This window comes from Paenibacillus sp. FSL H7-0357 (assembly GCF_000758525.1).
Taxonomy (GTDB): Bacteria; Bacillota; Bacilli; order Paenibacillales; family Paenibacillaceae; genus Paenibacillus_AQ.
On record NZ_CP009241.1, the window covers coordinates 1,909,045 to 1,933,524 of the forward strand.

At 52.8% G+C, this 24,480-nt stretch carries 27 protein-coding genes and 1 riboswitch; of the genes, 23 read left to right on the top strand and 4 right to left on the bottom strand.

Going from position 1 to position 24,480, the window contains the following annotated elements; all coding sequences use genetic code 11:
* Positions 1-49: 49 nt before the first annotated feature.
* Positions 50-157: riboswitch (guanidine-I (ykkC/yxkD leader) on the top strand.
* 107 nt (positions 158-264) lie between these two features.
* The 7 genes from H70357_RS08435 (at position 265) to H70357_RS08465 (ending at position 7,480) form a co-directional block, all read left to right on the top strand.
* A complete protein-coding gene (locus tag H70357_RS08435; RefSeq protein ID WP_038599007.1) occupies positions 265-597 on the top strand; it encodes a DMT family transporter in 333 nt (110 codons plus the stop codon).
* A 1-nt stretch (position 598) separates the two neighbouring features.
* Positions 599-913 (top strand): DMT family transporter, encoded by a 315-nt coding sequence (locus tag H70357_RS08440; RefSeq protein ID WP_038587851.1) that lies wholly within the window; start codon positions 599-601, stop codon positions 911-913.
* 107 nt (positions 914-1,020) lie between these two features.
* On the top strand, positions 1,021-1,884 hold the full coding sequence (locus H70357_RS08445) for an aldo/keto reductase (protein WP_038587854.1): 864 nt from the start codon (positions 1,021-1,023) through the stop codon (positions 1,882-1,884).
* Between the two features lie 388 nt (positions 1,885-2,272).
* Positions 2,273-3,721 (top strand): PTS mannitol transporter subunit IIBC, encoded by a 1,449-nt coding sequence (locus tag H70357_RS08450; RefSeq protein WP_038587857.1) that lies wholly within the window; start codon positions 2,273-2,275, stop codon positions 3,719-3,721.
* 96 nt (positions 3,722-3,817) lie between these two features.
* Positions 3,818-5,884, top strand: coding sequence for a BglG family transcription antiterminator (locus H70357_RS08455; protein ID WP_038587861.1), 2,067 nt, complete (start codon positions 3,818-3,820; stop codon positions 5,882-5,884).
* Positions 5,885-5,900: 16 nt separating this feature from the next.
* Positions 5,901-6,335 (top strand): PTS mannitol transporter subunit IIA, encoded by a 435-nt coding sequence (locus H70357_RS08460; protein ID WP_038587865.1) that lies wholly within the window; start codon positions 5,901-5,903, stop codon positions 6,333-6,335.
* Positions 6,335-7,480 (top strand): mannitol-1-phosphate 5-dehydrogenase, encoded by a 1,146-nt coding sequence (locus tag H70357_RS08465; RefSeq protein WP_038599010.1) that lies wholly within the window; start codon positions 6,335-6,337, stop codon positions 7,478-7,480. Before H70357_RS08460 ends, H70357_RS08465 begins: the two co-directional genes overlap by 1 nt.
* 67 nt (positions 7,481-7,547) lie before the next feature.
* On the opposite strand, the gene H70357_RS08470 is transcribed toward H70357_RS08465, so the two are convergent.
* A complete protein-coding gene (locus H70357_RS08470; protein ID WP_038587868.1) occupies positions 7,548-8,621 on the bottom strand; it encodes a M42 family metallopeptidase in 1,074 nt (357 codons plus the stop codon).
* Positions 8,622-8,773: 152 nt separating this feature from the next.
* Between H70357_RS08470 and H70357_RS35780 the strand changes: the two genes are divergently transcribed.
* From H70357_RS35780 to spoVAE, 4 genes are all read left to right on the top strand, one after another.
* Positions 8,774-8,944: a hypothetical protein gene (locus tag H70357_RS35780; RefSeq protein WP_156130835.1), complete on the top strand. Its 171-nt coding sequence runs from the start codon at positions 8,774-8,776 to the stop codon at positions 8,942-8,944.
* A 134-nt stretch (positions 8,945-9,078) separates the two neighbouring features.
* The gene (spoVAC, locus tag H70357_RS08475; protein ID WP_038587871.1) at positions 9,079-9,576 is read left to right on the top strand and encodes a stage V sporulation protein AC; all 498 of its coding nucleotides are present in this window, start codon (positions 9,079-9,081) and stop codon (positions 9,574-9,576) included.
* A gap of 3 nt (positions 9,577-9,579) precedes the next feature.
* Positions 9,580-10,614: a stage V sporulation protein AD gene (gene spoVAD / locus H70357_RS08480; protein WP_038587873.1), complete on the top strand. Its 1,035-nt coding sequence runs from the start codon at positions 9,580-9,582 to the stop codon at positions 10,612-10,614.
* The gene (spoVAE, locus tag H70357_RS08485) at positions 10,611-10,967 is read left to right on the top strand and encodes a stage V sporulation protein AE (protein ID WP_038587876.1); all 357 of its coding nucleotides are present in this window, start codon (positions 10,611-10,613) and stop codon (positions 10,965-10,967) included. The genes spoVAD and spoVAE overlap by 4 nt, the downstream gene beginning before the upstream one ends.
* A 60-nt stretch (positions 10,968-11,027) precedes the next feature.
* On the opposite strand, the gene H70357_RS08490 is transcribed toward spoVAE, so the two are convergent.
* Positions 11,028-11,969 carry a hypothetical protein gene (locus tag H70357_RS08490; protein ID WP_038587878.1) on the bottom strand — a complete coding sequence of 314 codons (942 nt, stop codon included), beginning with the start codon at positions 11,967-11,969 and terminating at the stop codon, positions 11,028-11,030.
* A 216-nt stretch (positions 11,970-12,185) separates the two neighbouring features.
* Between H70357_RS08490 and H70357_RS08495 the strand changes: the two genes are divergently transcribed.
* The 12 genes from H70357_RS08495 to H70357_RS08550 all read left to right on the top strand — a co-directional run bounded on the left by H70357_RS08495 (position 12,186) and on the right by H70357_RS08550 (position 22,927).
* Positions 12,186-13,142 (top strand): AAA family ATPase, encoded by a 957-nt coding sequence (locus tag H70357_RS08495; protein ID WP_038587881.1) that lies wholly within the window; start codon positions 12,186-12,188, stop codon positions 13,140-13,142.
* Between the two features lie 2 nt (positions 13,143-13,144).
* Positions 13,145-14,392 carry a DUF58 domain-containing protein gene (locus H70357_RS08500; protein ID WP_052091916.1) on the top strand — a complete coding sequence of 416 codons (1,248 nt, stop codon included), beginning with the start codon at positions 13,145-13,147 and terminating at the stop codon, positions 14,390-14,392.
* Positions 14,389-16,623 carry a transglutaminase-like domain-containing protein gene (locus tag H70357_RS08505; RefSeq protein ID WP_038587884.1) on the top strand — a complete coding sequence of 745 codons (2,235 nt, stop codon included), beginning with the start codon at positions 14,389-14,391 and terminating at the stop codon, positions 16,621-16,623. Before H70357_RS08500 ends, H70357_RS08505 begins: the two co-directional genes overlap by 4 nt.
* 87 nt (positions 16,624-16,710) lie before the next feature.
* On the top strand, positions 16,711-17,238 hold the full coding sequence (locus H70357_RS08510) for a YqeG family HAD IIIA-type phosphatase (RefSeq protein WP_038587886.1): 528 nt from the start codon (positions 16,711-16,713) through the stop codon (positions 17,236-17,238).
* Positions 17,235-18,362, top strand: coding sequence for a ribosome biogenesis GTPase YqeH (yqeH, locus tag H70357_RS08515; protein WP_038587889.1), 1,128 nt, complete (start codon positions 17,235-17,237; stop codon positions 18,360-18,362). The genes H70357_RS08510 and yqeH overlap by 4 nt, the downstream gene beginning before the upstream one ends.
* A gap of 20 nt (positions 18,363-18,382) precedes the next feature.
* The gene (aroE, locus tag H70357_RS08520) at positions 18,383-19,273 is read left to right on the top strand and encodes a shikimate dehydrogenase (protein ID WP_038587892.1); all 891 of its coding nucleotides are present in this window, start codon (positions 18,383-18,385) and stop codon (positions 19,271-19,273) included.
* 37 nt (positions 19,274-19,310) lie between these two features.
* Positions 19,311-19,604, top strand: a complete 294-nt coding sequence (gene yhbY, locus H70357_RS08525) for a ribosome assembly RNA-binding protein YhbY (RefSeq protein ID WP_038587894.1) — start codon at positions 19,311-19,313, stop codon at positions 19,602-19,604.
* 75 nt (positions 19,605-19,679) lie between these two features.
* Entirely contained in the window at positions 19,680-20,282 is a 603-nt protein-coding gene (locus tag H70357_RS08530; RefSeq protein ID WP_038587896.1) for a nicotinate-nucleotide adenylyltransferase, read from the top strand.
* The gene (gene yqeK, locus H70357_RS08535; RefSeq protein WP_038587899.1) at positions 20,254-20,829 is read left to right on the top strand and encodes a bis(5'-nucleosyl)-tetraphosphatase (symmetrical) YqeK; all 576 of its coding nucleotides are present in this window, start codon (positions 20,254-20,256) and stop codon (positions 20,827-20,829) included. The genes H70357_RS08530 and yqeK overlap by 29 nt, the downstream gene beginning before the upstream one ends.
* Positions 20,829-21,176, top strand: coding sequence for a ribosome silencing factor (gene rsfS / locus H70357_RS08540; RefSeq protein WP_038587902.1), 348 nt, complete (start codon positions 20,829-20,831; stop codon positions 21,174-21,176). The genes yqeK and rsfS overlap by 1 nt, the downstream gene beginning before the upstream one ends.
* Entirely contained in the window at positions 21,173-22,105 is a 933-nt protein-coding gene (locus H70357_RS08545) for a CvfB family protein (RefSeq protein ID WP_038587905.1), read from the top strand. The genes rsfS and H70357_RS08545 overlap by 4 nt, the downstream gene beginning before the upstream one ends.
* 51 nt (positions 22,106-22,156) lie before the next feature.
* Complete coding sequence (locus H70357_RS08550; RefSeq protein WP_038587906.1) at positions 22,157-22,927, top strand: class I SAM-dependent DNA methyltransferase; 771 nt, start codon at positions 22,157-22,159, stop codon at positions 22,925-22,927.
* Between the two features lie 115 nt (positions 22,928-23,042).
* On the opposite strand, the gene H70357_RS08555 is transcribed toward H70357_RS08550, so the two are convergent.
* Both H70357_RS08555 and H70357_RS08560 read right to left on the bottom strand, forming a co-directional pair.
* Positions 23,043-23,201, bottom strand: coding sequence for a hypothetical protein (locus tag H70357_RS08555; protein WP_038587909.1), 159 nt, complete (start codon positions 23,199-23,201; stop codon positions 23,043-23,045).
* Between the two features lie 144 nt (positions 23,202-23,345).
* Positions 23,346-24,302, bottom strand: a complete 957-nt coding sequence (locus tag H70357_RS08560; protein WP_038587912.1) for an ArsR/SmtB family transcription factor — start codon at positions 24,300-24,302, stop codon at positions 23,346-23,348.
* Positions 24,303-24,480 lie beyond the last annotated feature (178 nt).

The following is a 24,480-nucleotide window of genomic DNA, read 5'->3' on the forward strand; positions in this document are numbered from 1 at the left end:
GTTGCTTTTATCGGCGGTATTTGCTAACATACAATGTAACTTAATCAGTTGTTCTGTTTTCTAGGGTTCCGCAGCTGCTACAGGCTGGTCTGGTCCGAGGGAAAACGCATGTACTACGATGTACATGTCTACACGGAGGGATAAAAGCCCGGGAGGTATCGTCAATTAGACGATGACCTTCCGGGCTTATTTTGTTTCCGCGGTTAAGAGGTTTGTACCATAACTTATTTAGGGGAAGAGGAGGGAATGGCAGTGAATAACAGTATGGCATGGGTTAAGATCGCAGGTGCTGCCTGCTTCGAAGTCGTGTGGGTCATCGGGCTGAAGCACGCTTCGGCTCCGTGGGAGTGGCTCGTTACGGTAGTGGCCATTATCATCAGTTTTTATACGATCATCTCGGCGAGCAGCAAGCTGCCCGTAGGTACGGTCTATTCTGTATTTGTCGGACTCGGCACAGCCGGGACCGTCCTGGCGGATATCCTCTGGTTCGGTGAGCCGTTCAAGCCGCTGAAGCTGGTGCTGGTCTTGGTTCTGCTGGCGGGTGTTATCGGGCTGAAGCTTGTGACCGGTGATTCTAAAGAAAAGGAGGTGTCCTAAAATGGCTTGGTTAATGCTGATTGCTGCCGGCTGCTGTGAAATGTTCGGGGTGGCGATGATAGGCAAGCTGCACCGGGACCGCAATTGGCAGGCGATTGCCCTGCTGGTCCTAGGATTCGGAGGCAGCTTTCTGCTGCTGTCGCTCGCCATGGAAAGTCTCCCGATGGGCACGGCCTATGCGGTATGGACAGGAATTGGTGCTTCCGGAGGTGCGATTCTGGGCATGCTCCTGTATGGTGAAGCCCGGGATCTGCGGCGGATCATCTGTATTGTGGTGATTCTCGGAGCTGCCGTCGGTTTGAAAATGGTAGGCTGACATCGCCGAGATGTTAAAGAAATAGACACCTGTACGATGTTTCGAATGATGTAACATGGTAAGTATAGTAAGTAGTACTTAATCCATCGTATAAGGAGACTTCCACTATGAATGAAAATATACCCGGGCGGATTAAACTTCCGGACGGAACAGACTTGCCGAGAATCGGACAGGGAACCTGGTGTATGGGTGATGATGCTTCCAGACGTTCTGAGGAGATAGCTGCCCTGAGGCATGGGGTAGAGTTGGGCCTTAGTGTGATAGATACGGCAGAAATGTATGGGGACGGCCGCTCGGAAGAGCTTGTCGGCGAAGCGATCCGGGGAATCCGCGACAGCGTATTCCTGGTTTCCAAGGTGTATCCGCATAATGCAGGCAAGAAACAGCTGGCCCGCAGCTGTGAGGACAGTCTGAAGCGGCTCCGTACGGATCATCTGGATCTATATCTGCTGCACTGGCGGGGGAAGATTCCGCTGGAGGAGACGGTGGAAGGCATGGAGGAACTGGTGGCCGCCGGAAAAATAGCCCGCTGGGGCGTGTCCAATCTGGACACGGACGATATGCGGGAATTGCTGCGCATCCCCGGAGGCAACCGCTGCGCTGTCAATCAGGTCCTCTACCACCTGGGCTCCAGAGGTATTGAGCATGAGCTGCTGTCCTGGCAGCGGAGCCACAAAATACCCGTAATGGCCTACTCTCCGCTGGCACAGGCAGGCACCTTGAGAAAAGGGCTGACGGAGAATGCTGCAGTGCAGGAGGTTGCCCTTAGACACGGAGCGACACCGCTGCAAATTCTGCTGGCCTGGAGCATCCGGGAAGGCGACGTAATCGCTATTCCCAAAGCATCGACCCCGCGGCATGTAGCCGAGAACGCGGCAGCAGGGGAAATCAAGCTCAGTACCGATGAGCTGTGGCAGCTGGATGAGGCTTTTCCGCAGCCCGCCTGGAGAGTTCCGCTGGATATGATCTAAAACTTTTAAAGGTTAAAAATAACGGAGTGGAAATTTAAATAAAGCACACCCTAAACGGGAGTCTTGCAGCCAATGCAGACTTCCGTTTTTTTGTAAATATAAGGATGTTTAGGCTTCACGCCATAAATTATTTTTGTTTTTGCTAAAGAAACGGACCTCATCCCATAGGGATGGCAGGGCCGTTTTTTCTTGTGTCCATAAGCCGGATGCATGTCCAAAAGCCTGTGGCAACAGCTCTTAAATGTTGTCAACAACGTTCATGACGAAACCGTGTTTTCAATTTAATGACAAAGAAAGCGCTTTGATTTACGCTGTGTGCATAAGGGATATCTTTTAAAGAAAGCTTAAATAAAGGCATCCCATTTAATTTATTAAGGGGGCATTTTAAATGGCCACAACTGCAACAACGCAAACTTCATCCGGGGGTACAAGGGTGAGAGTTCAACAATTCGGCCGCATGCTCAGCGGTATGGTTATGCCGAATATCGGCGCTTTTATCGCATGGGGTTTAATCACGGCTTTATTCATTCCAACAGGCTGGTTTCCAAATGAAAGCCTTGCAGCTCTAGTAGATCCAATGATCAAATTTCTGCTTCCGCTGCTCATCGGGTATACGGGCGGACAGATGGTACACGGCAAACGCGGCGGTGTTATCGGGGCAGTAGTCACGATGGGGGTTATCGTCGGTTCTTCTATTCCGATGTTCCTCGGCGCCATGATTGTCGGCCCGCTGGCCGGCTGGGTTCTGAAGCAATTCGACCGTGCGGTTGACGGCAAGATCAAAGCCGGGTTCGAAATGCTTGTCAACAACTTCTCGCTTGGCATCATCGGCGGCGGCTTGTCCATTGCTGCGCTGAAGGGAATCGGACCTCTGGTCGAAGGCTTGACCAACATCCTTTCGGGTGGTGTGGAATTTCTGGTCAATCATAACCTGCTGCCGCTTGTCAACATCATCATTGAGCCGGCAAAAGTATTGTTCCTGAACAATGCAATCAACCACGGCGTACTCGGACCGATTGCGCTGGAAGAATCACAGAGACTGGGACAGTCGGTACTGTTCATGCTGGAATCGAATCCGGGACCAGGGCTGGGTATCCTGCTTGCTTACTGGCTGGTAGGACGCGGTTCGGCGAAGGCCTCCGCACCGGGTGCGGTTATCATTCACTTCCTGGGGGGTATTCATGAAATTTACTTCCCGTACATTCTGATGAATCCACGTCTGATCCTGGCTGTTATCGGCGGCGGCGTGTCTGGAACGTTCACATTGCAATTGCTGGGCGCAGGTCTGGTAGCTTCTCCATCGCCAGGCAGTATCTTTGCTTACTTCGCCATGACACCTAAGGGCGGATATGTGCCAATGCTTGCCGGTGTCATTGTTGCCACAGCCGTATCCTTCGTGCTGGCTACACTGCTCCTTAAGACCGTGAAGAAGAACAACGAAGAAGAGATGGATCTGGAAGAAGCTGCGGCAAAAGTGAAAGACATGAAGTCGGCAGGGACTGCAGCGCAAACCGCTGCTGCTGCCGCAACTGTAACTACAGCGGCAAATGTCCGCGGCAAAGCTGATGTGAACAAAATCGTCTTCGCTTGTGATGCAGGCATGGGGTCCAGCGCGATGGGCGCATCCGTGCTAAGAAAAAAACTGCAGGCTGCCGGAGTCAATATTACGGTTGTCAATTCCGCAGTCAGCGAAATCCCTGCGGATGCTGATATCGTGGTTACCCAAAAAACGCTGACGGACCGGGCGATTGCCAGCAATCCGAAAGCAGAGCATATCTCCATCGACAATTTCCTGAAGAGCCCTAAATATGACGAGCTTGTGGAACGTTTAAAGTAAGTGGAACAAGCATAGAAATGATGCATAACGCTAACTCAGGAGACGCTGGCCCGCAAAGCCGGCGTTTGTCTCCATTTAGGGCGGGGGTACACGGTTATGAGAAAAGTTACCGCGAGGCAGCGTCAAATCATCTGGCTTCTCTTAGGGGTCAGTGAAGAGATTACTGCCGCCGAAATCGCCGAGAGTACCGGTGTGAGTGTAAGAACGGTTCACCGCGAGATGGAGGACATCGAGCTTACGCTGGCAGATTTCGGTCTGGATTTGATCCGTAAATCAGGAAAAGGGATTCAGCTGAGCGGCCCGGCGGCCGGTCTTGCCGAGCTGCGCCTGTTTTTGCGGGAAGAGAAGCCAGCGGAACATTCCAGCGAGGACCGCAAGGTGTATGAGCTCTGCTCCTTGCTGGAGGCAGAAGAGCCGGTGAAGCTGTTCACACTGGCCCACTGGCTCAAAGTTACGGTGGCTACTGTGAGCTATGACTTGGATGAACTGGAGCCCTGGGTCCGCAAGTTCGGCCTGCAGCTGGTCCGCAGGCGGGGCTACGGCGTTGAGATTACCGGCAGCGAGATTGACAAGCGTAGGGCGATTGGCCGGCTGGCCGCCGAGCATCTGGATCTTTCAGATCTGGTGGGGCATAATCCGCAGCCCGCGAGCAGTCCGGTCTTCCGGATTCTTCTGGATGCGGTAGGCAAAACCAATCTGATGGACGTGGAGAACACGCTGTGGGATATGGAATGGAAATGGACGGCGGAACTGCCGGAGATCGTTTATATGGAAATGCTGCTTGGCCTAGCTGTAACCACCAGACGGATTGAGATTGGCCGGAGTATCGACAACGGCGGGGAAGCAGGATATCCCCGAATGTCAGATCACCGCCATATTACTGCCGCCGAGCAATTTGGGCAGCGGCTGGGCCAGGCGCTGGGAGCTGAGATTCCGCGGGCAGAGATTCTATATATAGCCGGTCTGTTCGACAGGGTCCAGGAATCATTCTCCTCAGCCGGATTCGCCTCTGGTGACATTGAGCTGATGGAGATTGTATATAAGCTGACGGAGAGCGTGGTCAAACGGACCGGAGTACCGTTTCAAAGCGACCGCTCCCTGCGGGAAGGGTTGCTGGAGCATATGGATCCGGCCTTCAAGCGGCTCCGGGAGGGAACCCGTATCCGCAATCCGCTGCTGGGTCCCATCCGTAAGGATTATGAATATTTGTTCCAGATTGTGAGGGCCGCGGTGGAGGAGCTGGAGCTGGAACTGGACATCCCCGATGAGGAAATCGGATTTCTGGTCATGCATTTCGGCGCTTCTGTCGAACGTCTGAATCAGCTCAGACGGGGCGTCCGGGCAATTCTGGTTTGCGCCAGCGGTCTCAGTTCTTCCCGGCTGCTGGCTACCCGGCTGGCCAAAGAAATGCCGCAGATTGAAATTCTCGGCAATATTTCCTGGTACGAAGCGGCGCGGCTGCCTGAGGTTGACTACGATCTGATTATTTCAACGATTGATCTGCCGCTCGACAAAGACCGCTATATCAAAATCAGTCCTCTGTTGACAGGGGAAGAAATAGAAAAACTGCTGAGTTATATCCAGAACACCACGCTGAGAGAACGGGAGGGCGTTCCGCAAGGCGAGTACGACAGAACAGCGAATGAAGAGCATTCCCTGGAGCGGTTGAAAAGCTACCAGGGCATGCTGGATGAAACGGTCAGCCTGCTGGAGCGGTTCCGCTTCTATCCGCTTGATAACAGCGGGATAACGCTGCCCGCAACGATTTCGGCGATGCTCGATTTTCTGGATGGCAGCGGGGTGGTCGGCGATGCAGATATCCTGCTGGAGCGGCTGCTGGAACGGGAAAGGATGGCCAGTCAGGTCATTCCGGACACTGGTCTTGCGCTGTTTCATGCAAGAAGCAGCCACATCCTGATGTCTTCCCTGACGCTGTACCGTCTGCGCCAGCCGGTTGTTCTGGATGGGGGTACCGAGGTCAGAGTCATCCTGCTGATGCTTGCACCGCGCAAGCTGTCCAAGGAAAGCCTGGAAGTGCTGAGTGAAATCAGTGCAATGCTGCTTAATTCCGAGCTGGTGAAGCTGCTTGAGGAGCGTACGGAGTCCGAGATCAGGCGATATCTGTCGTCAGAGCTGCTGCGTTTTTTCGAAAATAAAATGTGAAAGCGAGAGAAACCATATGAGTATACTGTCAGAGAATAAAGTGATTATGAACGGTGCTGCCAAAGATAAATACGAGGCGATCACCATGGCCGGAAAGCTGCTTGTGGATGCCGGACATGTAACGGAAGAATATGTGCCGAAGATGCTTGAGCGCGAAGAGGTCGTTTCCACTTATATGGGCGAAGGACTGGCCATTCCCCACGGAACCAAAGAAGCCAGACCCTTCATTAAATCTACCGGATTATCCATTATCCGCTTTCCGGATGGTGTTGATTTTGGCGGAGATGAGCCGGCCTTTGTTGTGATCGGCATTGCAGCGGCAGGTGACGGGCACATGGAGATATTGACGAATGTGGCGATGATCTTCTCGGAAGAGGATGCCATTGAGCGGGTCATGAATGCGCCAACCCCGGCCGATGTGATCGCCATCTTTGAAGGAGGCCTGGAATGATGAAGGCTGTTCATTTCGGTGCCGGCAATATCGGCAGAGGTTTTATCGGTCTGCTTCTGTCGCAGGCAGGCTATGAGGTCACCTTCGTCGATGTGAATGAAACCTTCGTCACACAGCTTCAAGAACGCGGGGAATATCCGGTGACGCTGGCCAGCGAGGGTCAGGAGACGGTGATCGTGAAGAACGTGACTGCACTAAGCAGTGTAACCCATGCCGAAGAAGTTGCCGCGGCCATTACCGGAGCGGATCTTGTTACGACAGCGGTTGGAGTATCCATCCTGAAGCATATTGCAGGGGTGCTGGCTGAGGGGATCGGCAGACGGCTTGCGGGTTCCACCGCTCCGCTGCATGTCATTGCCTGCGAAAATGCGATCGGCGGGAGTGCGCAATTGAAAGAGCTCGTATACGCTAAGCTGGATACTGAGACACGGTCCAAAGCGGATAAATCCGTAGCTTTTCCGAACGCGGCTGTAGACCGGATTGTTCCCTTGCAGCAGCATGAGGATATCCTCAAGGTAGTGGTAGAGCCATTCTATGAGTGGGTGGTAGACGCTTCTCAGATGCTTTCGGGTTATCGTCCGGTGGAAGGTGTTCACTATGTAGATAATCTTGAACCTTATATTGAACGCAAATTGTTCACGGTGAATACCGGGCACTGTTCGGCAGCGTATCTCGGGTACCTGCGCGGTTACGGGACGATACAGCAGGCCATGGCAGATGAGGGTTTGACCGGTCTTGTGCGCGAAGTGCTGGAGGAGACAGGTGCGGTGCTGGTTCAGAAGCACGGGTTCGACGCGGAGCAGCACAGCAAGTATATCGATAAAATATTGGAGCGCTTCCGCAATCCGGCCCTGACGGATGAAGTTACCCGTGTAGGACGTTCACCGATCCGCAAGCTGTCGCCGAATGACCGGCTGGTATCGCCGGCGCTCCAGGCTTTTGACAGAGGGCTTGGATTCACGGCCCTGACCCGCTCCATGGCGGCAGCACTGCTGTTCAACGTGAGCGATGATCCGGAAGCGGTTGAGCTTCAGGCGGCTGTCGCAGAGCTTGGTGCTGCAGCGGCAGTTACGAAATATACCGGCCTGGCCGCAGATCATGCGGTGCACCGGTCGGTGATGGCAGAGTATGACAAACTGAAATAACGATGCAGGGCATCATAAAGAGCCGCAGGGAAGATTCTATCCCCTGCGGCTCTTCGAACAGCGTAGCTTAGCTGTTCTCAATAATGGTCTGCAGCGTCGTGCGGTCCAGTCCTTCTACGAGCTTGATCAGCAGCTCTTTGGCGGCATCATAATCATCGCTGTGAATAATGGAAGAGGATGTGTGGATGTAGCGCGAGCAGATTCCAATCACTGTGGACGGCACGCCAATTCCGCTGACATGCACCTGCCCGGCATCGGTTCCGCCTTGGGAGACAAAATACTGGTATTTGATCCGGTGGGTATCTGCCGTATCCTGAACGTATTCGAGCAGGCCGCGGTGGGTAATCATCGTCGGATCGTAAATGCGCAGCAGCGCTCCTTGGCCCAACTGGCCGAAGGCCTGGCGGTCGCCGGTCATGTCGGCGGCGGCACTGGCATCCAGGCCGAAGAAGATGTCCGGCGACAGCAGGTTAGCTGCTGTGCGGGCACCGCGCAGGCCGACCTCTTCTTGAACTGTAGCGCCGGCAAACACGGTGTTTGGCAGTTTTTTGCCGTGCAGCGCTTTGACCAGCTCAATGGCAAGGCCTAAGCCATAGCGGTTGTCCCACGCTTTGGCCATGATTTTCTTCGGATTGGCCAGCGGGGTGAACGGGCAGATCGGCAGAATCTGCTGTCCCGGAGCTACGCCGTAGCTCTGTGCTTCTTCCCGGCTGTCCGCACCGATATCTATGTACATTCTGCGGATATCACCGGTTTTGTTGCGTTCGTCATCACTCAGCAGATGGATCGGCGTACTGCCGACAACACCCGTCAATGTACCCTTCGGGGTAATGATCTGCAGCCGCTGTGAGGCAACCGCCGAAGCCAGCCAGCCGCCGAGCGGCTGAAAGCGGATCATTCCGTTGTCGGTGATGCCGGTGACCATAAAGCCCACCTCGTCAAAATGACCGGCCACCATAATCTTGGGGCCGTTCTCTTCGCCGCGCAGCACACCGAACAGGCTGCCTAGTCGATCCTGGACGAACTCTTCGGTATACGGTGTCATAGCATCCTTGACATAGGCACGCAACTCGCGCTCAAAGCCCGGAGCTGCGGGGAATTCAGTCAATGTTTTGAACAGATTAGTCGTTTCTTGATTCATATACATATCGCTCCTTTACTATTGTCTAGTATGAACATTGTCGCGCTACTTGTCCATGTCTGCAAAGGGGGAAATGAACACTGGGCGCCGCCTTTGCGAATATTATGCAGTAGTGGCTCTGCAGGCAGGAGCCGGGAAAGGAAGCGAGGAAGATGAGGGTGGCTGGGAGCAGGTCCGCAGACAACCCGCAGGGCTACTACGGTAAAGTGAATGCCCGTGGGGTGCCGAAAAGATACCTCCGCCGGTATGGGCCGGAGCGCGAAGCTGTGCTGATTTTGATTCTGTTTATACTGCTGATTGTAATACTGTTGTATTTTACCTGAGCTGGGGAGACATAACGAAGCCGCTTACGGCGAACAATAAGGAAAAACTTCTAAGCGAAGAAAAGTCCGAGGGGAAATGTCCGCACTCACTGGTCCAGCCCTCCCCTCGCATACATTCCAGGAGGTGTCCTCATTTGCCGGCCAAAACTAGAAAGTCCGGTGTCAAGCTTCGGCTTGACACCATGACCCCACAGGATTATGAGAAATTGTCCAAGCCGTATGTGCCCAGCCGCCCTGTGTTCAAAAACTGCATCCGGGCTTTTTTGTCCGGAGGGTTGATCTGCGTAATCGGACAAGGCATCCAGGAGGCTTTTATGGCGATATTCGATATGACCTCCAGGGAAGCTTCAAGCCCTACCGTTGCGGTTCTTATCCTTATCTCCGTCATCCTGACAAGCTTCGGTGTATATGACAAATTGGCCCAATGGTCAGGAGCAGGCACTGCTGTTCCCGTCACGGGTTTTGCCAACAGTATGTGCTCCGCAGCGCTTGAACACCGTGCCGAAGGTCTTGTGCTCGGAGTTGGCGGCAATATGTTCAAGCTGGCCGGCTCCGTCATTGTATTCGGTGTCGTCGCAGCCTTTATAGTCGGGGTAGTCTATGCCATTATGGGCTGGGGAGGTTCTCACTAAACTATGAAGCAGCTTGGCAGCCAGACCTGGCAATTCACAACCCGTCCTGTCATTCTCGGTTCTTCCGCAGTAGTAGGGCCGGAAGAAGGGGAAGGCCCTTTGGTTTCCGATTTTGATTTTATCTATGACTCGCTCAAAATGGGCGAACAGACATGGGAGAAGGCAGAGCGAGCCCTTTTCGAGAAATCATCCAAGCTGGCGCTGATGCATGCGGGACTCGAGCAGGAGAAGCTGGAGTTTTTCGTCGGCGGGGATTTAATGAATCAGATTATCAGCAGCTCGTTCGCGGCGAGAAAGCTTGGTGTGCCTTATCTTGGCGTCTTTGGCGCATGTTCCACTTCCATGGAGAGTCTCGCCATCGCTTCGATGATTGTGGATTCCGGCGGGGGCAAATACGCGCTTGCGGGAACCTCCAGCCATAACTGTACCGTGGAGAAGCAATTCCGCTATCCAGTCGAATACGGCTCCCAAAAGCCGCCGACCGCCCAGTATACCGTAACCGGTTCGGGCTGTGCCATTGTCGGCCGCAATGACGGCTCGGCTGCAGGCCCCTATGTTGTGTCGGCAACGCTCGGACGCATTATGGATATGGGACTGACGGACCCTTTTAATATGGGCACAGCCATGGCTCCGGCCGCCGCGGATACGATAACTGCACATTTCCGCGATACGGGCTTGTCCCCCGGCCATTACGATTTAATTGTAACCGGTGATCTGGCTTCCGTCGGCCTGCCCATTGCCAAAGATCTCCTGGCCAAAGAAGGCATTCCCATGGAGCAGACGACATTTGATGACTGCGGGATGCTCATTTATAATCTCGACAAGCAGAAATATGTCATCGCCGGAGGGAGCGGCTGCGGCTGCTCGGCTGTGGTCACCTATGGACATATTCTCAAACGGATGAAAAAAGGCGAGCTGAAGCGGGTGCTGATCGTGGCAACCGGAGCGCTGCTTTCACCGCTGTCATACCAGCAGGGAGAAAGCATACCGTGCGTGGCGCATGCTGTAGCTCTGGAGAGCGGAGGTGAAGGAGCATGATTTATGTATGGGCATTTTTGATTGGAGGCGCCATCTGTGTCATCGGGCAGCTCATGTTCGACGTACTGAAGCTGACGCCCGCTCACACGATGAGTACGCTTGTCGTTGCCGGAGCAATCGCTGACGCGTTTGGGCTGTATGACCCGCTGGTGAAATTTGCCGGGGCAGGGGCTAGCGTTCCAATTACCAGCTTTGGCAACTCATTGGTGCACGGAGCGCTTACGGAACTGGAACGGGACGGCTGGGTCGGCGTGGTGACGGGGATTTTCGATGTGACCAGTGCCGGGATTTCGTCAGCCATTGTATTCTCGTTTCTGGCAGCCCTGCTTGTACGGCCTAAGGGAACGCATTGATCAGCTGAAAACTATAGGTTTCATTTCCGGCCGCCACTTTGGCGGTCTTTTTTGTTTTGTCTACATTACCTTCCTTAATTCCTGCGTGCTCTGCTCAAGAAGTTTCTCCGCCGCAGCGGAAATTAGTGAGTACTCCTGATCAAGCCATTGCTTTATGCCGGGCTCGTAATCCTTCTTGAAGATTAGCGCCGATAAATTCCTGATGATGTGATAGGAAGCATACGGATGGGGCAGCTTGGGGGCATTTTTGGCCTGAAGCAAAAATTTGGTGAGCACGGAATGATCGCTGTAATAGATAAGCTCAACTAATTTAGCCCGGTATTCCAAATCCCTGGACTCAAGCCCGGGAAATTGGTTGAAGTCATACAAATGCTGTGCTTCGTGCTTCAGGTAAGAAATTCGAAACTCTGCGCCTTCGATATCTTCATAACGTTTAGCATTGCAATACAGGCTTTCCTTCACAGCCCAGCCCCCGACGGTTCTCTGTTCACACGTAGCGAAACTGATCCAGCTTTCCAGAATAAAGTCCTTCATCATATGTACGGTTACGGGCTGGCTGATGGAGGGGAGTTCCACAGTGAAATTTAACGTCTCCATCTTTCGCCATATATAAGGTCCTCTGTACGGAGGGGTGACTCCGCCCCAAAAATAATAGCCCTTTTGTGCAAATCCTTCCTTCAGATGATCTTCAATGCAATCAAGGGCGGCGGGCTGCTCAATCTCAATCAAATTGCGGAGTGCCTCCATGAGCTTAACCTCAGCATCATCCGCTGCATCAGGACGGGTCAGCACCATGCGGAAGTAAGCGTGGTAGGCTGAAATCACCCGTCTAACCCAAGGGTCTTCTTCCTTAAGTGTTACCTCGTCATGTTTGTTGAAAAATCTGTTGATGTACAATGCCTCAATCTTTTCGATTTGCTCGGTTTTGGGCTGGATTGAACGCAGATACACCATTGCCGGGTTAATGTCTCCTTGAAGACATAGGGCATAAAACTTGTCCATGGATGACCCTCTTTTCGCCTGCCAGAATAGAAAAACGGATTCGGTTTATAATCATTTCTATAGGAACAATAATTTTCCTTCTATATAATAGAGAGATTTCCTTGTCCATTGTTTGGTGTATCTTTAATTTCACGGGCTGCAATAATGTACTTTGGGACCCATAATCATGTAAAATATAAGTATTACGCTTATTCTGACATAGGAGGTTTACTATATATGCCCGTACGTCAAGAATCAATTCACATCATGAAGGCTGTTCGCCATAATTTGGAATCCTGTATACTCGGCAAAACATTTGAAATAGAGCTGCTGCTTACGGCGCTGCTGGCCGGTGGGCATGTCCTGATCGAGGATGTTCCGGGAACGGGCAAAACCCAGCTCATTCGGGCGCTCTCCAGATCAATGTCCGGGGAGTACCGCCGGATTCAGTGCAATCCCGATATTCTCCCAAGTGATATAACGGGGGTATCGGTCTATCATCCGCGCGATGAGATGTTCCATTTCCGTCCCGGTCCCGTGATGACGAATATTCTGCTCGCCGACGAGATCAACCGTGCGACAACCAAGACGCAATCTGCGCTTCTAGAAGTGATGGAAGAACGGAATGTAACCGTCGACGGAGAGACGTATCCGCTGCCGCATCCGTTTATGCTCTGTGCGACGCAGAACCCGATTGATTTCGAAGGCACCTACACGCTGCCTGAAGCACAGCTTGACCGTTTCATGCTGCGTATCAGCCTTGGCTATCCCGATGCGGTTACCGAGAAGAATCTTCTGATGAGCCATCAGGAGGGACAGCCGGTGGACAGGCTTACCCCGGTAACAGGGATGGAACAAATTGCGGCTATCCAGGAAGAAATCCGCGAGATTTATATCAGCGATCCTGTCCTGAACTATTTGCTGGATATTGTCCGCCAGACCAGAGAGCATCCGCTAGTCCTGCTTGGTGCCAGCCCCCGTGCTTCGCTTTCATTCATGATGGCCTGCAAAGCCTATGCTTTCCTGCAGGAGCGCGATTATGTTCTTCCGGATGATGTGAAGATTCTTGCCCCGTATGCGCTGGGACACCGCATTCTGCTGCGTCCGGAGTCGCGGCTGGATAATATCAGTGTAGATTCCTTGCTTCAGAAGCTGCTCCAGAGCATACATGTGCCTGTGACGATGAGGCAATAATGATGAAAAGGTATTTGTCCGGAGCGGCAGCTGTCATTCAGCCGGGGAAATTCGCCGGCATCCTTGCGATCTGGGGCATCACGCTGCTCTACGTACTGTTTCAGGGCGGCAAAACATCATTCATGCTGTTTATAATGGTATCGGTACTAATGATATATCTGATGATTGGAGGCTTAGGCGGAGTACGGCGGGCCAAAGGCACGCGCAGCCTGTATTCCGAATTGGACAAGCCTGATCTGCTCTATGCGGGCGGCTTTCTGCGGGTGAAGCTGGACGTTACGATTCCGGGCTTTTTGCCTCTGCCGTATGTGGTGGTGAGAGAAATTCTGAAGCGCCATAACGGCGAATCCTGGGTATTTGAGGAGAGCATGGTTCCCAGCCTGAGAGGGCAGGGGGAGCTGCTGTTTCAGACGCCGGCACTGGAGCGCGGCCGCTATACGTTCGAAGGAACGGATATCCTGAGTGAGGATATCTTTGGCCTGGTGGAGCATAAGGGCACCTTTATGGCCGAAGGGCAATTCCGCGTATTGCCCCGTGCGGTATTCGTGCCGCGCTGGCAGCTCTATGAGCGGAAGTCACGGCTGGCGGGGCAGCAAGCCTCGCTGCTTCATTCCCGGAGAGAGACAACGCAGATCAACGGGGTCCGCGATTACGTCTATGGCGACCGGTTAACGCGAATCCACTGGAATGCCACCGCCAAGACAGGCAACTGGAAATCCAAGGAATTTGAGCATGAATCTGTACCCAAGACGATGATTGTGCTGGACGGCAGCGCCATGGTATATGCCGGCTCGAACCAGTTTGAGCTGGCGGTGTCCATTGCCGCCTCCCTGCTAGGCTTTGGGATCCGCGACCGGATCGGCATCGGTTTATGCTGTCTGGACAAGAACACCAAGATATTCATGCCTGCCGAGGGCGCTGCGGAGCGGCAGAAGATGATCCAATATTTGATTGACATTAATGCGGAAGGCCGCGGGCCGCTGGTTCCCAGGCTGGAAAAAGGACACCGTATGTTTCCCAAAGGCTCCTATCTGGTGTTGATCAGTCCGCAGAGCGGACAGCCTGTACTGGATGTGATGCGCTGGGCGGAGAGCCGGGGAATGACGCCCTCCCATATTCATGTGCGCAATCCGGCAGCGGTCAACCGCGGCGGAGAATGGATAGATGTGCTGAAATCCCGCGGGGCAACCGGCTATAGCGTAAGTTCGCTTCATGAGCTGCCCTCAGTGCTCGGAGGTGATAAAGTATGATGAGACGCTGGTGGAGCGGGATGAAGTCCTCATGGCATTACTCCTTCAGTCTGCTATGGCTGATGGTTATCGCCCTGCAATGGCTCACGTATACAGAGCCCTTCTGGCTGAAGGCGACCACTGCCGCCGTACTGCTGACCTTGGCTGCGGCGGGGGTTATTGAAATTCTTTTACCTGTTAAACGGGGATACCGGCTGATTCTTGAAGTTTGCGCCATGCTATATTTCGTGTACAGAGTAATTCTGCGCTACGAACTCTATGTTCCTGATCCATTGCTGCCTTCACTGCGCGACCGTCTGCCTGACATCGCCATAAATATGGTTCCATATCTATGGTTTGCTGCGGGTGCGCTGGCCTTGCTGCTCCTGTCATCGTGGTGGGTCTCCTCCAAGGCGAGGATTCTGCTGTTTATCACCACGAATATTGTAGCCTTTGCGGCACTGGATTCCTTCACTTCGGCCATACTCTGGCAGGAGGTCGCCTGGACGGTGTTCGCGGGGATGGGCTGGCTTGTTACCCAGCATTTGAGAAGCTTTCAATTGCATTATCCCCGCGGCTGGACTTATCTGCTGAAATATCCTTTCAAGATCTTCATAAATATCGCCATTATTTTCTCCTTTGTCATTATTACAGGTGTGAACATGCCAGAGGTGCGGCCGACACTGACAGATCCTTATACCGCCTGGCATAAATGGAACGGCACCGGATTATCGGCAAGCTCCGGCACATCGGGAACAACAAATGCCGGAACCAGTGATGCTTCTGCAGGAAGGACTACTTCGGGTTATAGTATGAACGACGATAATCTGGGCGGGGGCTTTAACTATGATTATTCGCCAGTCATGACGGTGACCTCGGATATAAGGTCCTACATGCGTGGGGAAACCCGCAGCGTATATTCCGGAAAAGGATGGAGTGATGACGACCGGCTTACACGCGGTCCGCTGTCCGGGGCAGCGGTAGGCAAAGAGCTGGACAGGGAACCCGGCTCCAAGGTGGAGACGCAGACCCTGAAACAGACGGTAAAGCTGCTTGGGAACATTGATTATCCGGTATTGTTCGGAGCCTATTCCATTGCGAAGGTCGATTCCATAGACGGCAAGGAACAGAGCAGCCGCTTATTATGGAGAAGCGCAGACAGCGAAATGCTGTGGGATACGGATGGGAACAGCGGAAACTATCCCCAGACTTACGTGCTTACTTCGGAGGTCCCTGTCGTATCCGTGCAGGAGCTGAGCAAACAGACCTTCGATCAGCTGTACACCGGCCAGAATAATACGCAATACCTGCAACTGCCCGACAATTTTCCAGAGCGGGTCACAGAGCTGGCAGAGACAATAACCGCAAGCGCGAAGACCCCTTATGACAAAATTGTGCTGCTCCAGCAATATCTGCAGCAAACCTATCCATACTCGAATCAGCCGGATCTGTCACGCGGCAAAAGCAAGGATTTCGTGGAGAGCTTCCTGTTCGAGATTATGGAAGGCTACTGCGACTACTATTCCACCGCACTCGTGACCATGGCACGTTCGCTGGATATTCCGGCACGCTGGGTCAAGGGATATGCACCCGGTGAACAGGCACAGCTTCCTGACAGTCTGGCCCAGCAGGGATTATCCAATAATAATTATACGATTACGAATGCCGATGCCCATTCCTGGGCGGAAATCTATTACGGTGAATACGGCTGGATTCCGGTTGAAGCGACACCGGGGTATAATGTGCCTCTTCTGACACAGAGCGAAGAGCCTGAGAGTAAGGAAGATACACAGCCGGAAGAGGATAAACCTGAGCCTGAACAAGAGGTGGCAGATCCCGGCAAAACCGGTGAAAGCCTTCATGTAGGCGTCTGGGCCGTATCGGCCGCTGCGGCAGTGCTGCTGCTGTGGGGAGGTTATCTGCTCTGGCATTACCGGTTCAGTCTCCGGTTCCTGCTTGGGCGGCTGCGCAACGGCAAACCATTGTCTCCGGTGCAAAAAGTTGTGGCTGAAACCGAGCGGTGGGTAAAGTATGCCCGCAGAAAGGGCATGCTTAAAGAAGAGCACGAAACGCTTCGTGAATCGGTGGCCCGCTGGAGCCGTGAACGTCCGGCGGCTGCAGAAAGTCTGGCGTTGCTGCTGCAAATGTTCGAGAAGGCGAAGTACAGCCCGGATGTTATAGAAGACAAAGATTGGCGCAGCGTGTATACTGAAGCTTTGCGGCTGCACAGTCTTTTGAAATCAGATAAATAAACGCGGCAGTCCTAACATCGTCGCAGATTCATTTGCGAAGCGCAAAGAGTATGATATAGTTTTTCGTATGAAATCGAGGTGAACGTATTGTTTGAAAGGTTGGTTCCAAAACTCCGGGTGAATACGGTATTTGATATTGGGCTGGAAGAGCTGTACAGCCGGGGATACCGTGGTATCATTACGGATCTGGATAACACGCTAGTCGGCGCCAAAGCGCCTCTGGCCACTCCGGAGCTGCTGTTATGGTTCGAGAAGGTGAAAGAGCTGGGCTTCAAGCTGATCATTGTGTCGAACAATAACATGGACCGGGTGTCACGCTTTGCAACGCCGCTTAATATTGAATTTGTACATCAGGCCCGCAAGCCGATCAATACGCCTTTCGTGAAGGCGATGAAGCTGATGGATCTGAAGCCGGAACAGACGATCGTAGTTGGCGATCAGATGCTTACGGATGTATTCGGCGGCAACCGGCTCGGCCTGTATACGGTATTGGTGCTGCCCATCTCCGTGAAGGATGAAGGCATTGGAACAAGAATTAACCGCCGGATCGAGCAGATTGCCCTGACACGGCTTCGCAAGCAAGGATTGTGGCATGAGGAGGATAAACCCCAATGAATCAACAGAATGAAACACAGCGCCCTGTAAAATGCAGCGGCTGCGGTATTAAGCTGCAGACCGAAAAGAAGGATCTCCCGGGTTATATTCCGGAGGTTGCATTTGAACGGGAACCGGTTATCTGCCAGCGCTGTTTCCGCATCAAAAACTATAATGAAGCTTCTTCGGTATCCGTCGACCAGGATGAATTTCTTCACCTGCTCAGCGGAGTGGGCGAGAAGAACGCGCTTGTTGTGCATATTGTCGATCTCTTCGATTTCGAAGGCAGCCTGATTTCCGGCCTGCAGCGTTTTGTCGGCAATAATCCGGTTATACTTGCAGTGAACAAATGTGATTTGCTGCCCAAGGTAACGAACTGGAACAAGCTGCGCAACTGGATGCAGCAGCGCTGCAAGGAGCATGGACTGCGGACTGCGGAGATTATACTCTGCAGCGCGAAGCGCAATCAGGGGTTCGAACGTCTGCTGGAAGCGGTGAATGAGCTTCGCGGACAGCGTGATGTCTATGTCGTAGGGGCAACCAACGTAGGTAAGTCTACGCTGATTAACCGGCTTATTTCCGATTACAGTGATCTCGAGCAGGAACTGACGACCTCGCGATATCCGGGAACGACTCTCGATACGGTCAAAATCCCGCTGGATGACGGTCACTATATCATTGATACTCCGGGAATTGTATATCCTTGGCGGTATAGTGAACTGGTGGAGCGCAAGGACCTCGGTGCCGTTATGCCGGAGAATCCGCTCAAACCTGCGGTATATCAGCTGAATGAAGGCCAGACGCTGTTCTTCGGCGGTCTGGGGCGTTTTGATTTCATTCAGGGTGCCCGGCAATCCTTCACCTGCTTCATCAGCACTACGCTCAAGATTCACCGTACGAAGCTGGAACGTGCGGATTCCCTGTATCAGGATCACCGCGGTGTAATGCTGGCTCCGCCGGTAACTGCCGACATGGACAAGCTGCCGCAGTGGCAGCGTCATGAATTCCGGATCAGCCGGGGCAGCCAGACCGATCTGTTCATCTCCGGCTTGGGCTGGATCAAGGTGAACGGAACCGAAGGTGCCGTTGTGGCAGTTCACGTTCCGCGCGGCGTGAAGGTGGTTACCCGCCCTTCGCTGATCTGACGAAGGGAGGGGCATTGCCTGTGACAAGTGTAAACGGAAATGACAGAAATACGGATCTGCTGCTGGGGGTTATGGGTGATCCGATTGCCCAGTCCAAATCCCCGATCATGCACGGGGCCGCGCTGAAAGCGCTGGGCATACAAGGGGCTTATGTCCCGCTGCATATTACCGGAGATCAGCTTGGCGATGCGGTGCAGGCCATCAAGACCCTCGGCTTTCGCGGAGTCAACGTTACCATACCGCATAAGGTTGCGGTGATGGAGTATCTGGACAAGCTGGATGAAAGTGCGGTTGCTGTCGGTGCAGTGAATACGATTGTCAATGACAACGGGGTACTTACCGGATTCAATACGGACGGCATCGGTTATGTCCGTTCGCTGAAGGCGGAAGCGGTCCCTGATCTGTCCGGAACCCGTATTCTGGTAATCGGTGCCGGGGGCGCGGCGAGAGGAATTGTCAGCGCTTTGCTGGCCGAGAAGCCATATTCGGTTAAGATCGCTAACCGTACTGCCGGGAAGGCCGGGGAACTGGCGGCATTATTCCAGGGCCGGGGCAAGGTTGCCGGAGTGGGCATGGATGAAATCGCGGAAGCGGCTAAGGATGCGGATATTGTAATCAATACCACATCTGTCGGAATGTTTCCCCATCCGGATGACCTGCCGATGGATCCCGGACTGCTGCGTGAAGGAATGGTCGTAAGCGATCTTATCTACAATCCGCTGCGTACCCGGCTGCTGCTCGAGGGCTTGAAGCGGGGCTGCACAATCCATGGGGGTCTGGGAATGTTCGTATATCAGGGCGCCTATGCGCTGGAGTATTGGACAGGGCAGGCTGCACCCGTGGATATTATGCGGCAGACGATTATCGATTGCCTCGGCGGCAGTGCCAGTGAAATGGATCCGCAAGTTTAGGGTAATAATATATGTTAATTAAGGGGTTTGTTCATTTATGTTAACTGGAAAACAAAAACGCTATCTCCGCTCTTTGGCCCATCATCTTGACGCTGTCTTTCAGGTCGGCAAAGGCGGTGTGAACGACCACCTGGTCCGTCACATTGAAGAAGCTATTGAAAAACGCGAGCTGATGAAGATCAGCGTGCTTAACAATAATGCGGATGACCCGAAGGAAATCGGTGCAGCTCTGGCTGAGCAGTCCGGCTCCGAGCTGGTGCAGGTTATCGGCAAAACTATCGTTCTTTACAAAGAGTCACGCGACAACAAAACGATTGAGCTTCCACGCTAGGAAAGCTGCGCCTTGCGGCTGCCTTGCAGTCACATGGAGTCATTTCGCAGGAAGATAAGAGGAGGTAGGCCTCTCTTGAAAATTGGAATAATGGGAGGAACCTTTGATCCTCTTCACATAGGACATATGATGGCGGCGGAAGCTGCGAGGGACACCTATTTGCTGGAAGAGGTCTGGTTTATGCCTTCGCATATCCCGCCCCATAAGCATGAAGCCGGAGCTTCGGGTACAGACCGGCTGGCGATGGTGCAGTGTGCGGTCGAGGACAATGAGTCTTTCCGCACACTGGATTGGGAAGTCCTCAGAGGCGGCGTTTCCTATACATTGGAGACCGTGCGCAGCCTGCAGCAGGAATACCCGTACCATGAGTTTTATTTCATCATCGGTGCGGATATGGTGCAATATTTGCCGAAATGGCAGGGGATTGAAGAACTTGTGCAGCGTCTGACCTTTATCGGTGTGGGCCGTCCGGGCACTCCGCTGGATCTGGCAGCGCTGCCCGGCTATATCGCCGACAAGGTGCTGCTGGCGGACATGCCGCTGGTGGATATTTCGTCCACGATGCTCCGGGCGCGCTCCGCTGAAGGGAAATCAATCCGTTATATGGTACCGGACAAGGTTTTCGATTATGTGCAAAGGAGTGGATTGTATGGCCTACAGCCGGGAAGCGCTGATTGAAGCGGTCTCTTCGCAGATGCCTGATAAGCGCTGGCAGCATACCCTTGGCGTAATGGAGTCCTCAGTGAAGCTGGCTGAGCATTATGGTGCCGATCCTGCCCGTGCGGAGACAGCGGCGATTCTGCATGATGTGGCCAAATATTGGCCTGTGGAGAGAATGAAGGAAATTATTGAGCAGAATGGTCTGCCCTCCGAGCTGTTATCCTACGATAAGCAGCTGTGGCATGCGGAAGTGGGGGCATTTGTAGCGGAACGGGATTATGAAATTACCGATGCAGAAGTGCTGGGAGCCATACGCTATCATACTTCGGGCCGTGAAGGCATGAGTCTGCTGGAGAAGATTGTCTGCCTGGCCGATTATATCGAGCCCGGACGGGATTTTCCCGGTGTGGACGAAATACGCAGGCTTTCCAAAGTAAGTCTGGAGGAAGGGCTGATAGCCGGATTTGATTCGACGATCAGCCTGCTGCTGCAGAAGCGCCGGATTGTGTTTCCGTTAACGGTGCTGGCGCGTAATGATTTAGTAAGAATACTGGAGGATAAATAATGAGTGTACAATCAAGCAAGCTGCTGGAACTGACTTTAAAAGCTGTGGAAGATAAAAAAGCGATGAATGTTGTCGCGCTGGATCTGCGCAATGTTTCCCCAATCAGTGATTATTTCGTGATTTGTCACGGTAATTCCGATACCCAGGTGCAAGCGATTGCCACTGAAGTACGCAAGGTTGTTCATGAAGCAGGCGGTATGATCCGCGGAATCGAAGGCATGGACGCAGCGCGCTGGGTGCTGATGGATCTTGGTGATGTCGTTGTGCATGTGTTCCACCGCGATGAACGCGAATATTACAACATTGAGCGCCTGTGGTCTGACGCCAAGATTGTGGAGAACGTATGAGTCTGATTGCCGGAACTGTAGTTAAACTGGATGTACTCCGGGAAGTATCGCCTTACGGCTACTTCCTGGGTGCCGGTGATCAGGATGTTATGCTGCATTATACGGAGCTGGTTGGCAGCAAGCCCAAGCCGGGCGATAAAGTGGAAGTATTCATCTTCTTCGATACGGAAGACCGGCTCGCGGCAACAATGAAGAAGCCTTTTCTGACACTTGGTGAAATGGCATTGCTGGAAGTCGCAGATATTCATCCCCGTCTCGGCTGCTTTCTGGAAATGGGACTCGGACGCCAGCTCCTGCTGCCGATCCGCGAGCTTCCTGAACTGATCGAGCTGCGCCCGCAGGTTGGTGACAAAGTATTTGTCATGATGGAGCACGATAAGCAGGGGCGTCTCCGTGCCAAGCTGGCCGGTGAACAGGAGCTTGCTCCGCTGGCGCTTCCTGCGCCAACCTCATGGATGGGGCAAATGGTGACCGCAAGAGTGTACAAACCGCTGCAAATGGGCACCTTCGTGCTTGTGGACGGCGGAGTACTGGGCTTCGGCATTATCGGAATGGTTCATTCCTCGGAACGTAGCCGTCTGCTGCGTCTGGGCGAGCAGTTTGAAGCCCGGGTCTCACATATCCGCGAGGATGGCCGGGTCAACCTTTCCATGACCCACCGCAAGGAAGTGGGACGTGATGTGGATTCCGCTGCTTTGCTGGACTTTCTGAATTCCCGACCGGGCGGTGCCATGCCGTATTCGGATGCCACGCCTCCGGATATTATCAAGCAGCGCTTCGGCATCAGCAAGTCGGCCTTCAAACGGGCGATGGGCAAGCTGATGAAGGAAGGCCTCATTACCCAGAAGGAGAATTGGACCTACCTTGCAGGCAAGGAAGACACAGCTCCGGATGAGAATCAGGGCGATGAAGGAACATCGGAGAATTAAGCGGTTATGACAGCATTTGATTACAGGTAATTATAGAAAGCGGTGTGCGCAGTGTCTTCCTATGGGAAATTTGCATATGTATACGACGAGCTTATGGCCGATATGCCATATCCGGATTGGCTGGAGTTTGCGGAAACCGCCTGGAAGCTGCACGGAAAGCCGCTCACCGTGGCCGAACTCGGCTGCGGAACCGGCAGCATTACCATTCCGCTTGCCGCATCAGGGTATCATATGACGGGCATTGACCTCTCTTCCGACATGCTGTCTGTGGCGCAAAAGAAGCTGGAGGAGCATCCGCAGGGCCGCAGGTTCTTGCGGGAGGGCAGTGTGCGCTGGGTAAGGCAGAATATGAAGGAATGGGAGCTGCCGGAACCGGTGGATTCCGTTATTTCTTTCTGTGATTGCCTCAACTATGTGCTGGAAGAGCAGGACGTTCAAGCGGTTTTCGCCAGTACCTTTGCCGGTCTTAAGCCGGGAGGAACCTTCCTGTTTGACGTGCATCATCCCAATACATTGATCCGTTACGAGGAAGAGCAGCCCTTTTTCATGAATGAGCCCTCCATATCGTATATTTGGACCAGTGAGCTGGATGTGCCGCGGCGGGAAATTGAGCATCATCTGTCTATCTTTGTTCGTGAAGAGGAACGGGGTGATCTGTACCGCCGCTTTGAGGAGACTCATGTGCAGCGGGCTTATGATCCGGAGTGGATGACAGCGGAACTGCTGAAAGCCGGATTCAGTGATGTGAAGACCTATGCTGACTTCGAATGGGTAGAGGCGGATGACAGTGCCCAGCGGTTGTTTTATGTAGCAGTGAAATAAACCATATGCTTATGTGGGTCCTTGCCCGGAGGGTGAGGGCCTTTTTGCGCGTAATCCGATTGTTCCAATAAGGAACCGGCCCGTACTTAGGCAAGGGCCGGCATCTTCCAACCTTTTACCGGTGCTCAAACAAATCGATCGCGCCTAAGACAATATGCGCCAGACCAAAGCCAAGCACGCCGGTTGCGGCCAGCTTGTATTTGCTTCCCAGAAAAGCTGCGCCGGAAGCGGAAACTACGGTACCAAGAACGGCAGGGATCAGACCTTCACGCATATGAAACACTCCTTCTCGGTGGTATGGGAGACATCGGTTAGTGTGGGTTAAGCCGATGACAATTATACAGGCAGGAAATGCTTCACATAGACATGAAAAAAAGACCATCTTCTGGGCTAGCCGCCTGGGATGGTCCTTGTGTGATTACTCGGTTGTTGTCATGGAAACACAGCTGCCAACTTCTTCAACCTCATGTACATTATAAAGCACGCGGGCCATCAGATCCTGGCTGTAATTGCCGAAATGCTTGCCGTAAATGGTCAGTCCGCGTTTGTTGACCGGCTTGTCGGTAACGGCAATGCGGAAGGTCAGCTCGCTTTTGTAGTCCAGCTTAATATCATCAAGGGTAATGTCCGAAATGCGGCAGCCGTCGATAAAGCTTCCTTCATTGTTGATCCGGATCAGTTTGAGCATGCCGTATTGATTCAGGTGAGGAGGCCACCAGTCTGGATTAAAGGTACCGCGCTGATCCCCGAAGTCTCCGGGACTGGTCCAGTAACCGATTTCGATGCCGTTTACATAAAAGTAGAGGTCTGAAGGATAGTTATCGCTGAAACCGGGAGCCTCCGAGCCAATTTCCATGGAGAACTGAATTTCACGGAAGGTCTGATTGGCCTTAAGATAGTTCGGAATGCGGTATTCCAGGAATCCTTCAGCCATCCAGATAATCTCCGAATCAATCCGCTGGGGATCTGCGAAATAGCGCGGCTCGTCGAAGTCACCGATAATGCTGTCCTTGGTGGCCAGCCCGCAGGTAGGAACAGCCTGATAGTTGCTGTAATGGCCAACCTGAATCTCAACTTCATAAAGGTTGTCGACATCCTTGCTGCGGAGATCAACCATCAGCTTATCTTTATTAAGGTAACAGACTTTCTGAATGCCATGTTTGCCTACAGAAGTATTAATCTCGATCAGGCCGCTTTCTTCCAGCTTCTTGATATGCATCGTGATGGCGCCATTGCTGAGATTCAGCTTCTTGGCGATTTCATTCAGGTTGAGTGCCTGATTGGTGGCAAGCAGCTCAAGGATCTGGATGCGAATCTCGGAGCTCAGTGCCTTGAAAATATCAATGCCACTCATTAAATCTTTAATATAAATCATTGTACAATACCTTCCTCCGCGGACGTCATGAAAGACTGTTTTATAAAATTATAAACTAATTGAGGTAAAAAGGAAAGACTTCTTCCTTTATTTGTGTAATACAATTAAATTTAAGTCATTTTTTAAGCTAATAAGTCCTTTGATTCATATATTTATAAAGATACTTTAGTGGAATAAG

Bases quoted from the DNA above. Each gene is read 5' to 3' on its own strand.
- H70357_RS08435 (WP_038599007.1), top strand. From the start codon at position 265: ATGGCATGGGTTAAGATCGCAGGTGCTGCCTGCTTCGAAGTCGTGTGG.
- H70357_RS08440 (WP_038587851.1), top strand. From the start codon at position 599: ATGGCTTGGTTAATGCTGATTGCTGCCGGCTGCTGTGAAATGTTCGGG.
- H70357_RS08445 (WP_038587854.1), top strand. From the start codon at position 1,021: ATGAATGAAAATATACCCGGGCGGATTAAACTTCCGGACGGAACAGAC.
- H70357_RS08450 (WP_038587857.1), top strand. From the start codon at position 2,273: ATGGCCACAACTGCAACAACGCAAACTTCATCCGGGGGTACAAGGGTG.
- H70357_RS08455 (WP_038587861.1), top strand. From the start codon at position 3,818: ATGAGAAAAGTTACCGCGAGGCAGCGTCAAATCATCTGGCTTCTCTTA.
- H70357_RS08460 (WP_038587865.1), top strand. From the start codon at position 5,901: ATGAGTATACTGTCAGAGAATAAAGTGATTATGAACGGTGCTGCCAAA.
- H70357_RS08465 (WP_038599010.1), top strand. From the start codon at position 6,335: ATGAAGGCTGTTCATTTCGGTGCCGGCAATATCGGCAGAGGTTTTATC.
- H70357_RS08470 (WP_038587868.1), bottom strand. From the start codon at position 8,621: ATGAATCAAGAAACGACTAATCTGTTCAAAACATTGACTGAATTCCCC.
- H70357_RS35780 (WP_156130835.1), top strand. From the start codon at position 8,774: ATGAGGGTGGCTGGGAGCAGGTCCGCAGACAACCCGCAGGGCTACTAC.
- spoVAD (WP_038587873.1), top strand. From the start codon at position 9,580: ATGAAGCAGCTTGGCAGCCAGACCTGGCAATTCACAACCCGTCCTGTC.
- spoVAE (WP_038587876.1), top strand. From the start codon at position 10,611: ATGATTTATGTATGGGCATTTTTGATTGGAGGCGCCATCTGTGTCATC.
- H70357_RS08490 (WP_038587878.1), bottom strand. From the start codon at position 11,969: ATGGACAAGTTTTATGCCCTATGTCTTCAAGGAGACATTAACCCGGCA.
- H70357_RS08495 (WP_038587881.1), top strand. From the start codon at position 12,186: ATGCCCGTACGTCAAGAATCAATTCACATCATGAAGGCTGTTCGCCAT.
- H70357_RS08500 (WP_052091916.1), top strand. From the start codon at position 13,145: ATGAAAAGGTATTTGTCCGGAGCGGCAGCTGTCATTCAGCCGGGGAAA.
- H70357_RS08505 (WP_038587884.1), top strand. From the start codon at position 14,389: ATGATGAGACGCTGGTGGAGCGGGATGAAGTCCTCATGGCATTACTCC.
- yqeH (WP_038587889.1), top strand. From the start codon at position 17,235: ATGAATCAACAGAATGAAACACAGCGCCCTGTAAAATGCAGCGGCTGC.
- yhbY (WP_038587894.1), top strand. From the start codon at position 19,311: ATGTTAACTGGAAAACAAAAACGCTATCTCCGCTCTTTGGCCCATCAT.
- yqeK (WP_038587899.1), top strand. From the start codon at position 20,254: ATGGCCTACAGCCGGGAAGCGCTGATTGAAGCGGTCTCTTCGCAGATG.
- rsfS (WP_038587902.1), top strand. From the start codon at position 20,829: ATGAGTGTACAATCAAGCAAGCTGCTGGAACTGACTTTAAAAGCTGTG.
- H70357_RS08545 (WP_038587905.1), top strand. From the start codon at position 21,173: ATGAGTCTGATTGCCGGAACTGTAGTTAAACTGGATGTACTCCGGGAA.
- H70357_RS08555 (WP_038587909.1), bottom strand. From the start codon at position 23,201: ATGCGTGAAGGTCTGATCCCTGCCGTTCTTGGTACCGTAGTTTCCGCT.
- H70357_RS08560 (WP_038587912.1), bottom strand. From the start codon at position 24,302: ATGATTTATATTAAAGATTTAATGAGTGGCATTGATATTTTCAAGGCA.